The following is a 10,501-nucleotide window of genomic DNA, read 5'->3' as shown; positions in this document are numbered from 1 at the left end:
ACTCGTTTATGATTACGAATAAGCGTCATTCTGCAACTTCGCAGCAGAATGACGCTTATTCGAAACCTACACCCTTTGTCAAAATCTTTCAACCGATGCTTTCAGGAAAAAATTGATAGTGTTCAGCGGATCAAGACTTGATTTTTACATGTTTTGTGATTTTGGAATTCAATTCTCGGCCCATTCCCACTGCACCCTATCTTGAGCAATAGGTTGGAGACAAATATTTCCTTCTTGAATAAGAGGTTGCAAATGTTTTTCCACTTCCCTTATTTTCATTCCTAAGCGTGGAGCGATAGATTTAACCGGACCTTTCAAACCATTGGATTCCCGGAGAGTGTTTCCATGACGCTCTAAGATCTCTTCTCCAATCAGGCGCCGCAAAAAATTCCAGTGGCGGTAACGCTGGAGTTCATCCCGATGCTCCTTGCCGAGCCTCCCTCGACCTTCCGCCTCCAGGAGATCTTGTAAATATTGGCTTATACCTCTGCGGTAATTATTCACAGCCCTACTTAGATGCCACGGCTTAACAGTCGGAGTGGCTGTTATAGGATGTCCTTGCCCATAGAGACTCCAGTCGCTGGAAAGAATCTGGATTCCCCATTCCGCGGCTTGCTCTCTTATCTCGGTTCCCACGTACGGGGTAAGCAGGTTCAGGCTATAAGGAACCCGCAAGGAGTCGGCAAATTTTAAGGTCTGGCGCAAGGTTTGGGGAGTTTCACCCGGAAGACCTAATACGAAGGAAGCCAGGACTCCAATACCCGCGTCGCGAGCCATCTCCACCGCCCGGCGAGTTTGCTCTGGGGTGATACCTTTGCGGATATGTTGTAAGATCTCCGGGCTTCCGCTCTCAGCCCCAAAGAGGATTCGTTCGCAGCCCGCTTGGCGCATCCGCGACAAGAGTTCCGGATCGACTGAATCTACCCGGGCATAGGCTCGCCATTTTACGGCAAGACCACTATCGTCCAACTCCTGGCAGATGGCCAAGGTCCGCTCCCTCCGGAAAGTAAACAGGTCATCTTCCACCCGGATGCGCCGGAACCCCTGGTTTACCAGGGCCTCCATTTCATCCACTACCGACGCTGGGCTGCGGAACCGGCCTTTGGCCCCGATCATCTTGCGGCCCACGCAGAAGACACACCGGTGAGGGCAGCCCCTGGAGGTAAGGACGCTCGCTCCATCCCCGAAAGCTCTATACTGGGAGAGTTTGAGCAGATGCCACGCCGGCTACTCTCTCGCACCTTTTCCATCAATTCAACCAGGGTCTCCTCTCCTTCTCCCCGGACGATTACATCAACCCAGGTATGATGCCGGAGAATATCTTCATCAGCGAAAGAAACGTGGGGTCCCCCCCATACCGTAACAGCACCGGGACAAAGTCGCTTCACCATTTGCAGCATCCGTGAGGCCATGGCGAGATTGATCGAAAACGAAGTGATCCCCACAACCTGTGGATCCAAACGTTGAAGGGTGCGTTTCAGACGCCTCAGTGGCGAACGGCAGAGTTGTGCATCCTCCAAAAAAACCTCGTGCCCGGCTTTTTCCAGCCGAGCGGCCAGGTAGAGGAGCCCGAGGGGCATAGTGAGGCTTTCGCATACGGGATAGGGTGGGTTAACCAAGAGGATGCGCATGAATTCTTCCTTATTTTTTTTTCGATCATATACATCCTTTTCCAAATAGTCAATGAAGGCAGGATTAAGGGTATTACAGATTGCGGAATGCCGAATGCGGAATGCGGATTTGGGTATGAGGAATAAATCAGGATGAATTTTGTTTCGATTTGTTTTAAAATAAATCAAAAAGACTGTGAAAGGTTAGTCATGTCAAAATTTACCATTCTTTTTCTGACGTTAATTTTATTAAACTCCCCAAACCAATCGGATCGTCTTCATGCTTTCAGCCCTACCGGCTGCGAAGGAGATTGTGCCAAGTGTCATTCCCTCAATGACCAGGACGTGAAAGTAATTTTACAAAGAATGAAAAAACCGCAAGCGGAGATCCTCAATATTGAATTAAGTCCGATCAAGGGGCTCTGGGAGATATCGGTTGACGATAAGGGGAAAAGGGGCCTGTTTTACGTAGATTTTTCCAAAAAATATCTCATCCCCGGTCCCATCATTGAAATCAAAAGTGGGTCGAACATAACCTTGGAGCATTTCAAAAAGTTACAGGAGAGTAAAAAGGTAGATTTTTCCCGGATTCCGTTGACTACCCCCTTAGTCATGGGCAACCGGCTGGCCCCCCAAAAGGTGGCTGTGTTTACCGACCCGGATTGTTCTTTTTGCAAGACACTCCATCAAGAGATGGAGAAGGTTGTGAGAGAAAGAAAAGACATTGCCTTTTACCTCATTCTTTTCCCCTTGCCTTTTCACCAGGATGCCTACTGGAAATCGAAGAGTATCGTGTGTAACCAATCCTTAAAGATGCTGGAAGATGCTTATGCCCATAAGGAAATTTTTCGAACAGAATGTGATACGAAGGAAATCGATTCCAACATAAAACTGGCTGAATCGCTTGGTATTACCGGAACCCCCACCCTGGTGTTTTCCGATGGGAGAGTGCATAGCGGCACCCTCCCTGCCAATCAAATCATCGCCCTCATCCCGGGGGGCCGATAAATGAATTAAAAATAGTGCCGATGCTGCCGGCGCCCATCGCCCTGGCCGCCGGTCTACGACGAAGGCGGAATCCAAATGCCCAAAGCATCTTACGCGAATTTTTGCAAGAAGCACTAAAGTTTCCCTGTGGCTATATAGAGAGGATCTTCTTCGTCAATAGTCCGGATGATGTCTTTATACAACCGCTTTTTCATCTGCCGGATGATCATTCTTTGCTTATCCAAAGTCTTAGCGAACGCCAGGGCCTCGTTCATCAGGTCATTGATGTGGCAGGCTTTCATCACAATATGGTGCGCTTCACACTCCTGGCCTGTTAAGCGCTTGCCGGTATATTGCATTTCCTCAAATTTATACATCGGAATGGCCTTTTTGATTAAGGCAATCATCCCGGGAAGAAACGGGATATTGAGGTCTACCTCGGGAAAACAGAAGAACCCCCGGTCCGTCCGCATGAAGCGGAAATCGAAGGCACAGGCCAAAATGGCCCCGCCGGCAAAAGCATGCCCGGTGATGGCGGCAATGGTGGGCATGGGATAAAGAAGAATCCTTTTAAAGAGATCATTTAATTTGAATAGAAAAGCTTTAATGGGCTCCTTCTCACCGGATTTTAGAAGCGGAGCTATCCAGTTCAAGTCTATGCCGTTGCAAAAAATTTTTTCATCCGTTGCGCGAACAACAAGCGTGCGGGCCTCGGTCTCCTGCTCGATGGTATCCAAAACCCGGAGAAAGGCTTCTAAAAATTCAGGGTTGAACCGGTTCTCCCCATCATTCAAACTGACCACCGCCACTTTTTCATCCAAAATGAATTCTACTTTGGCCATTCGGCAACCTCCCAATTAGTTAAAGTACTTTTGCCCTCTCCCCCGTTTGCGAGGGAGAGGGGAAGGGTGAGGGGGCTTAAATTTAGTGGACTCAAGTGCCCCAATCATATCATGTAGATTAACGCAGAGAAAAAATTGTTTTACTTCCTTGCGACTCTCAACGGGTGAATGGGGAAGATGTTGTTAAGGTTGCTCCACCGTTCCTCTTGGTTCAATGGCATCAAAATATCCTTGACACCGAGCCTTTTTTCATTTAGGTTTTCAATCGTCTATCTCGTTCCTGTCTTGGTTGACGAACCCATCAATTTTGTTTCATTAGGTTTTTGGATAGCAGTATGTTCTCTTCCTATCTTTTCACGGAAATGAATTAAAAGAGTCCAGGAGGTACATTAACATGGCCGAAGAAAAGAGAATCGGGTATCAGGTGGTGGGCACGATCAAAAGTATAAAGGGCCATTGCAACGCGGGGCATAAAGTTGGGCAGCAGATTGAACTTGACGGGCATAAGACGGGGGGAATGTGTGGTTTCTTCTACCATGATATCTTTCCCTATATCATTATGCTCCAGTTTGGAGGCGGATTCCCGGTCGAATGGGGTGGCCCGGACGTTGTCGAGCTCGAATGCATGGACCGGGCGAACGCCGTTAAAATCGAGCTACGGCGAATGAAGAAATAAACGGATATCGGTAGGCTCTTTTACTTTTTACGCCTTGCGCAGCAACCCAGCATGGACCAGTAGGGAATAGATGGTGGTTAAACCCAACGTAATAAGAGTAAATTGAGGGTCCGCACCCCGGAAAAGACGGGTCAATTCGTAAATGCTGGCGATGGGTGGCATGGAGGCAGTCCCCAAATGGAGAGCCATGCCGGGTTGAACATACTTCTGCAAAGCCTGCCTTAAGGGCATGACTTTGCTCTGGCCTTCCGTAGGCCGGAGAGGAATGACCTCCCGAAGAATTTTCTTGCAAGTGTCTTCCATGGCTTGAAAATTAGAAAATCCCTGGGAAGAAGTCAAGAAATTTATTAGCGTCTCTCCCTCTCGTCTTCTCCATCGTTGACACACCTTGTTTTTATTTGTTAATCTTAAAAGCAAAGGGGATTCTCGCCATTAAATCCCCATAAACCGATGGGAGGAGACCGTAGTGAAAAAGGCTGTGTACCACGGCATTCGAGATGTCCGGGTGGAAGAAGTTGAAGAGCCGAACCCCGGACCTCAAGAAGTAAAAATCAGGATTCAATATTGTGGCATTTGCGGCTCTGATTTGCACGAATACCTGCACGGCCCTTTTCCCCAGAGCCCATTCGGGCATGAAGCTTGCGGTAAAATTGTTGAGGCCGGCCAGGCGGTCAAAGGATTTCAGGTCGGAGATCGGGTCATCGCTTTCGCCAAGGGGGGTTACGCTGAATGTCTGGTCTGTCCGGAAGAAAGGCTGCTGAAGATTCCCCCCCACATGGGCTGGGAAAGAGCGGCGGTAGTGGAGCCACTCGCCGGGGCTGCCTATGCCATCGAACAGGGGGCCGTTAAATCGAGCGATACGGTCCTGATTGCCGGCGCCGGTCCGGTGGGACTTATGCTCTTGCTGGGCCTGCAAGCGATTGGTGTAAAGACGGTCTATATGACGGACCTTCTGGAGAACAGAAGGAAAAAAGCCGAAGAGTTGGGCGCCACTTTGGTGTTTAACCCCCTGAAAAACAAAACGTCGGCCAAGATCAAAGAGCTTACTTCGGGGCGGGGAGTGGATGTGGCCATCGAGGCCGTTGGGGTGGAATCTACCCTGAAGGACTGTCTGGCTTCCATACGATATAAAGGGAAGGTTATTGTACAAGGGATTTTTACTGACCGAGTTCCCCTCCACATGCTTGGATTCGTGACCCGGGAGACAACGATGATGGGCACCAATTCCATCAACCCTTCTCTGGCCATGGACTGGATCGAATCAAAGGGGATCAAACCTGAGTCGATTATTACCAGGATCATTCCCCTCGAACAAATATCTACGGAAGGGTTTGAAGTTCTGGTTGGAAAAAAGGACGAAATCAAAATCCTGGTCGAGCCCTGAATTCCTCTTTCTGGTTTACGCCTCCTCAAGAAGGGTCGAGTTTCCTGGGAAGCTCCGCACCAAGTGGACCTCAGGAATCGTACGTCATCAAGGGCACGAGCCGGCGCAGAAGCTTTTCCGCGCGCGCCGGATTATAGATCCCGCAATGGCAGGGTTTCGTCAGCTCCAGGGCGGCATCCTGGAAAGATTTTTTCTCTTTTTTGATCTCTTTGACCATCCGCAAGACCAGATTGGCGGGAACCATGGCATGTCCGCACATGGTGGAAAGTTGCAGGACAGCCTCTTCCGGTAAGCGGTTTAGATCACCGAAGATGCCCATGGAATGTTCCACGGTATGCTTCTGCAGCCCGGCCTCCTGGCAGCATTCCTCCGTGGTCTCGTGAATTCCCGTCACCACCACCGAGAGCCCCAAATCTCTTGCTCTCAGCTCCCGTAAGATTTTACTGACGGTCACTTCGTCCGTGAACACGGCATGGATGATAGAAGTCGTGTTGATGTTGTGCCAAATCTCCTCGGCCGATTTCACATAACAATTGCCTGTAATCATATCGCCAAAGTTCACGGGATGATACTTCAGGAGGATCTTCAAAAACTTCTTCATCTTCTCTGCGGAACCTTCTTCATTGAATCCCTTGGCGGACATGGTGAAGACGATATAATCACCGCTTAGGTTTTCCCGGTCTCCCCGGCGATGGAGCGTATGAGTCATCTCAATCCTCCCGATATTTAGGACGCCCTAAGCCAACGTTGCTCTTGCCGGTTATAGAAAGGAAGCGGCTGCCTTCTTGAAAAACCTTTAGGTAGGAAATAGAACCATCTTTTTCCACCCGGCTAATGATATCCCCGCTGAATACCGTATCAATTTTTTCCGCAATTTTTTTTAAGGCCTCTAAGAGGGTGGGCAATTTTTCCTGGGGGATGAGAAATTCGATGATCGCCGACAGGACTTTTTCCTCCAGCACTTCCGGGTTTATCTGGCCGGTTTTCCGGTCGGTCATCAGCTTGGTAACCGGATTGTTTTCCTCAAAGGCCACTCCCAGAGAGGCAAGGGCCATGGCGGCTTTTTCCACATCCCTGAACCAGGCTCCGACTCCAGGACGGCCCATCTCCAGCGCGGCTCCGTAAAAACCTCTCTTGAACCGGCCGGTCACTTCGTTGGTCTTCATCTCTTCGGTCCCCCTCCCGGGGATGCGGGTCTCCGGATGAATCTTCAAGGGGTCACTAAAGTTCTTCCGGACAATCCTCGGCCAGCTTAGCTCCGGCTGGTAAAGGGCTTCCTGCTGACACACTCCGCTCCTCAAGCACACGCAGCATTCTACGCATTCTTTTTCATCGATTACGGCATAGATTTTGGCAGGGTTCTTGGGGTTCCGCCCGAAGGACATGATACTTCCACGCATGGTGCAGTAAGAGGCGCACTTGCCGCAACCTACGCACTTCTCGGCATCAATTTTCATTCACTCCCTCCCCAGGACCACAGCCGATGGGCATAAGATATTGTTCCTTCCACAACCTTCTGGATAAAAATTTCGTCTACCTCCTGCTGACTGCGGATTAAACTTTCGACCACTCCCCCTCCATTAATATCTCCCAGCATGATACAACCTTTAAGGCGAGATCCACTGAAGATTATTTTTCGATATCCAGCCCCGTCCTGGCGACTCTGGGATGTAACCAACAGGCCCGGCCGAGTTTCGATGATTCCCATGGAGATGACTTTGAGACCAAAAAGCTCCAGGGCGTTCATCCGTATCCCCCCGGAAAAGACTTGAGGCACTCCAGCCATATTCGCTCCCGCAACCCTTCCTTCTTCCACTGCCAGTGGCCATAGGGGGAATTGTCTTTTCCCTTCGCCCAGAAGATCGTCAGGCTGGCAGACATCACCCGCGGCATAGATATGAGGAATTCCTGTGGCCATTCTTTTGTCCACCAGGATACCCTCTTCGGCCTGGAGGGAAGTACCCTCAATCAGCTGCATGTTGGAGACCACGCCTTTGGCCACGATCATGAGCCCGCAGGGAATTTCCTGGCCATTGGCCAGAACCACTTTTTCCAAGGAACCTTTTCCCTGGCATGCCACCAGCTCCGTTTGCAGGTGTACTTTTATCCCTTGGGCTTCCAATCGATTCTGGAGGATTGCGGCCGCCGTTTTATCCAACATCATGGATAAAATTTGGTCCGAGGAAACGATCAACCGAACCTGGCCCACCCGGTTGAACAACACTTCCAGGCATTTGAGGCCTACCAGACCTCCTCCGTAAACCACTGCTTCGCCCTGAATGCAGGATAAAGCTGCCAAAATTCTTTCCGCGTCCTTAAGGGTCCTCAGCGGATAAACCCCCGGCATATGGATCCCCTCGATCGGCGGCAAGTAAGGAGAGGCTCCTGTGGCCAGGAGGAGTTCATCATAAGGAATATTTTCCCCACTTTGCAGGGAGATGGAACAGCGGGAGGGGTCGATCGCCAGGACCTTGGTTTGGGCTTTTATTACCATCCCCTTTTCTTGGTAAAAACTTTCTGGGACCAAGGCCATTTCTTCTCTATTCGCCTGCCCGGCGATATACAGAGGGAGCATGATCCTCGAATAGGCAGGGCTTTCTTCATCGGTTATGATAAAAATCTTCCCCTGGCCATCAGCGGAGCGAATGGTTTGGGCCGCAGCAAGGCCTGCCGCACTATTTCCTACAATGACGAAACGTTTCTTACTCATATTATAGCTGGCGGAGTATTTCTTCGGCTTGTTCTTCGGGGCCGGCCAGGGAAGGAGCCACTAAGAATTCGGCCCGGCAAATCCCCTTCAGCTTTTTTACCAAGACTTCTGCCAGTTCTGGGCTTCCCCAAAAGGGGAGTCGAGTGCCGATTTGGACGGGAATTCCCAGGGAGAGAAGGCCAAAAGCCCAGGATACAGAAGCCCAACGGTGCATTTCGGGAAATACCGCCACTGTCCGAATTCCTTTCAGTCCTTTCCGGGGGTCCAAAGAACTTAAAAATTCAATCACTCCGGGCAGCTCATAAGTTGAACCAAACCCAAAAAGGGGACTCGATTCATTCAATTCTTCAAGGAACGCCTTTAATTTTTTTCCTATCCCTGGCTCGATGAGACTCTCCAAGATCGGTTGAGAGGCAAAAAGCCCCCCGCCGATGAAGACCAGCACATCCTCTTTTAAAAGTTTCTGGATGATCGTGCGGGTCCTCTCGAAGAAGGTCTGTTTGACGTTGAACTCCCCCAGCAGGATGGCTGCCCCCCGGAGCTTCTTGGATTTCAGAAGGGCCCCCACTTTTTTTGCTTGGCCCAAAAGCTTATTGGTATTCTCTTCTCCCGGAAGTTGCAGGATCGGCGGGAAAGGGTCGGCCCCTCTTTTAACCCTCGACTGGAAAGCTTCCAGGGCTTTTCGGGCTGTTAAAGCAGCCATGCCAGCCGAATCGGTCCCCGCTCGAAAAACCTTAATGCCAAGCTGCTCGGCCAAATTGGCCAGAAAAGGTTCCCTGCCCTGGTTGTGCATGACGAGGGCATCGATACCCCCGGTTAACAACATGAGTTCTGGGTGGCCCAAGCTAACCACCCAGACCCCCCACCTCCTTAAATGCTCGCTTCCTTCCCCTGCCAGAAGACGCAGCTCACTTTTCTCCTTACGAAAGCCTTGCAGCAGGCGTTCCACTATGGTTATCGGCGCACCTCCTTCCAGAAAAATGTTCGCTCCGGTGCGCAGGTCAAGGCTTTGGGGGGGAGGATGGCGCTGGCCCTTTTTCTTATTCTGGAAGGCTTTGGAGGCCAATGCGGAGATTTGATATTGTACATTCCCTAACTTCAACAGGTTCATCAAGGAAAGTGTAAGATAGCTTTTATCGGCAAAGTGCGGATCCGGCAAGGTCAAGCCCTCCCAGGCTTTCTCTCTGGCCGCGGGAAAGGAGAGTTCGCGGGCACTTTCCAGAACGCCTTTTCGTACTACCTGGAATATGGAATGCAGGACCACTTGTTGCCGATCTGCTCCGCAGATTCCTTGGGTGGGTTTGTCCCCAAAAGGGTTGATCCGGCAGGGGCCGTAAAGGCAATCGTGGCAGGTCAGACCGTTTTCCGCAAACCCATCCAGAGGGAGCTGGGATTCATACCGGTCCCAGAGGAGAGGGATGCTTTTCTGGTTCGCCCGGGCAATTAATTGATTGCCATCGGGACCTAAACTTTTCCTTATCACGCTTTCCATTCCTTCTCCTTACGATGATTAAAAGTTATAAACCTTTCAGATAAGCTTGGAGCTTTGGTTTAATATCTTCCCCGTATTCTTTCAGGAATTCTTCCTTGGCCATGAATACCAAAGCTCCCGTGGGGCAGTGGGCAATACAATAGGGCTCCTCCATGCCCAGGCAACTGTCGCATTTGATGGCCTTTCTGAATTCCCGGAATGGTTTGATGGCCCCGAAAGGGCAGACCATCAAGCACATCCAGCAACCGATACATTTCCCCCCTTGCATAACCACCAGCCCGTCTTTTTCTCTTTGCAGCGCCCCCGAGGGGCAGGCGTCCAGGCAAGGCGCATCCTCGCAGTGGCGGCATTGAATGGGAAGGGAACCGTGGTCTCCGATCGGCTGAACCTGCAGACGGGGCATAGGAGAAACGGCTTCATAAATGGCCTCGGGCAACCTTTGAGAAAGGGAGGAGCGTTTTAGAGCACATTGGATCTCGCAGGTCTTACAGGCCACACACCGATCGATTCTGACGAAAATTTCTTTCCTTTTTGGGGCAGCATTGGATTTTTTATCCATAGAGGGTCCTAGCGGTTGCTTAAAACGGAAGTATAATTATTGTTGAATATTACCAAACACTAAATCCTTGTCAAACAAAAACTCGTCGATCCCTATATCGTTCCTTCCAATCCCTCCCCTACCGGAAATAGGAAATAGGGTCAGGCCTAAGTAATTAAATATTGATCCATCCATACCCCCCTTATCCCAGAATTTTAAAACCGCCGCTCGAAACTAGGGACTTTTTCCTAATCTGATGTTA

At 50.3% G+C, this 10,501-nt stretch carries 12 protein-coding genes; 3 read left to right on the top strand and 9 right to left on the bottom strand.

Annotated elements, in window-relative coordinates:
- Positions 1-168: 168 nt before the first annotated feature.
- Together Q7V48_12385 and Q7V48_12380 are read right to left on the bottom strand one after the other, a co-directional pair.
- On the bottom strand, positions 169-1,128 hold the full coding sequence (locus Q7V48_12385) for a radical SAM protein (protein ID MDO9211525.1): 960 nt from the start codon (positions 1,126-1,128) through the stop codon (positions 169-171).
- Positions 1,113-1,631, bottom strand: a complete 519-nt coding sequence (locus Q7V48_12380; protein MDO9211524.1) for a cobalamin-dependent protein — start codon at positions 1,629-1,631, stop codon at positions 1,113-1,115. The genes Q7V48_12385 and Q7V48_12380 overlap by 16 nt, the downstream gene beginning before the upstream one ends.
- 189 nt (positions 1,632-1,820) lie before the next feature.
- Here Q7V48_12380 and Q7V48_12375 point away from each other — a divergent pair, with 189 nt between their 5' ends.
- Complete coding sequence (locus tag Q7V48_12375) at positions 1,821-2,618, top strand: DsbC family protein (protein MDO9211523.1); 798 nt, start codon at positions 1,821-1,823, stop codon at positions 2,616-2,618.
- A gap of 113 nt (positions 2,619-2,731) precedes the next feature.
- On the opposite strand, the gene Q7V48_12370 is transcribed toward Q7V48_12375, so the two are convergent.
- Positions 2,732-3,439, bottom strand: a complete 708-nt coding sequence (locus Q7V48_12370) for an enoyl-CoA hydratase/isomerase family protein (protein MDO9211522.1) — start codon at positions 3,437-3,439, stop codon at positions 2,732-2,734.
- A gap of 394 nt (positions 3,440-3,833) precedes the next feature.
- On the opposite strand from Q7V48_12370, the gene Q7V48_12365 reads away from it, so the two are divergent.
- Positions 3,834-4,115 (top strand): TIGR04076 family protein, encoded by a 282-nt coding sequence (locus Q7V48_12365; GenBank protein ID MDO9211521.1) that lies wholly within the window; start codon positions 3,834-3,836, stop codon positions 4,113-4,115.
- A 27-nt stretch (positions 4,116-4,142) separates the two neighbouring features.
- On the opposite strand, the gene Q7V48_12360 is transcribed toward Q7V48_12365, so the two are convergent.
- Positions 4,143-4,454 (bottom strand): hypothetical protein, encoded by a 312-nt coding sequence (locus tag Q7V48_12360; GenBank protein ID MDO9211520.1) that lies wholly within the window; start codon positions 4,452-4,454, stop codon positions 4,143-4,145.
- A 127-nt stretch (positions 4,455-4,581) separates the two neighbouring features.
- On the opposite strand from Q7V48_12360, the gene Q7V48_12355 reads away from it, so the two are divergent.
- Positions 4,582-5,499 (top strand): zinc-binding dehydrogenase, encoded by a 918-nt coding sequence (locus Q7V48_12355; protein ID MDO9211519.1) that lies wholly within the window; start codon positions 4,582-4,584, stop codon positions 5,497-5,499.
- Between the two features lie 70 nt (positions 5,500-5,569).
- Here the strand turns inward: Q7V48_12355 and Q7V48_12350 are convergent, their stop codons facing one another.
- The 5 genes from Q7V48_12350 to Q7V48_12330 are packed head-to-tail and all read right to left on the bottom strand — an operon-like array spanning position 5,570 to position 10,260.
- Positions 5,570-6,208, bottom strand: a complete 639-nt coding sequence (locus Q7V48_12350; protein ID MDO9211518.1) for a hypothetical protein — start codon at positions 6,206-6,208, stop codon at positions 5,570-5,572.
- A gap of 1 nt (position 6,209) precedes the next feature.
- The gene (locus Q7V48_12345) at positions 6,210-6,956 is read right to left on the bottom strand and encodes a 4Fe-4S binding protein (protein ID MDO9211517.1); all 747 of its coding nucleotides are present in this window, start codon (positions 6,954-6,956) and stop codon (positions 6,210-6,212) included.
- Positions 6,953-8,209, bottom strand: coding sequence for an FAD-dependent oxidoreductase (locus Q7V48_12340; protein MDO9211516.1), 1,257 nt, complete (start codon positions 8,207-8,209; stop codon positions 6,953-6,955). The genes Q7V48_12345 and Q7V48_12340 overlap by 4 nt, the downstream gene beginning before the upstream one ends.
- Position 8,210: 1 nt before the next feature.
- The gene (locus Q7V48_12335) at positions 8,211-9,701 is read right to left on the bottom strand and encodes a hypothetical protein (protein MDO9211515.1); all 1,491 of its coding nucleotides are present in this window, start codon (positions 9,699-9,701) and stop codon (positions 8,211-8,213) included.
- A 25-nt stretch (positions 9,702-9,726) separates the two neighbouring features.
- On the bottom strand, positions 9,727-10,260 hold the full coding sequence (locus Q7V48_12330) for a 4Fe-4S dicluster domain-containing protein (protein ID MDO9211514.1): 534 nt from the start codon (positions 10,258-10,260) through the stop codon (positions 9,727-9,729).
- Positions 10,261-10,501 lie beyond the last annotated feature (241 nt).

It is taken from the genome of Deltaproteobacteria bacterium, assembly GCA_030654105.1.
GTDB lineage: Bacteria > Desulfobacterota > SM23-61 > SM23-61 > SM23-61 > JAHJQK01.
Note: the sequence above shows the minus strand (reverse complement) of the source record. Positions and strands in the feature narration are given on the sequence as shown.

Excerpts from the sequence above, each read along its gene's own strand:
- Q7V48_12380 (MDO9211524.1), bottom strand. The coding sequence starts at position 1,631 with ATGCGCATCCTCTTGGTTAACCCACCCTATCCCGTATGCGAAAGCCTC.
- Q7V48_12335 (MDO9211515.1), bottom strand. The coding sequence starts at position 9,701 with ATGGAAAGCGTGATAAGGAAAAGTTTAGGTCCCGATGGCAATCAATTA.
- Q7V48_12350 (MDO9211518.1), bottom strand. The coding sequence starts at position 6,208 with ATGACTCATACGCTCCATCGCCGGGGAGACCGGGAAAACCTAAGCGGT.
- Q7V48_12340 (MDO9211516.1), bottom strand. The coding sequence starts at position 8,209 with ATGAGTAAGAAACGTTTCGTCATTGTAGGAAATAGTGCGGCAGGCCTT.
- Q7V48_12365 (MDO9211521.1), top strand. The coding sequence starts at position 3,834 with ATGGCCGAAGAAAAGAGAATCGGGTATCAGGTGGTGGGCACGATCAAA.
- Q7V48_12370 (MDO9211522.1), bottom strand. The coding sequence starts at position 3,439 with ATGGCCAAAGTAGAATTCATTTTGGATGAAAAAGTGGCGGTGGTCAGT.
- Q7V48_12330 (MDO9211514.1), bottom strand. The coding sequence starts at position 10,260 with ATGGATAAAAAATCCAATGCTGCCCCAAAAAGGAAAGAAATTTTCGTC.
- Q7V48_12375 (MDO9211523.1), top strand. The coding sequence starts at position 1,821 with ATGTCAAAATTTACCATTCTTTTTCTGACGTTAATTTTATTAAACTCC.
- Q7V48_12345 (MDO9211517.1), bottom strand. The coding sequence starts at position 6,956 with ATGAAAATTGATGCCGAGAAGTGCGTAGGTTGCGGCAAGTGCGCCTCT.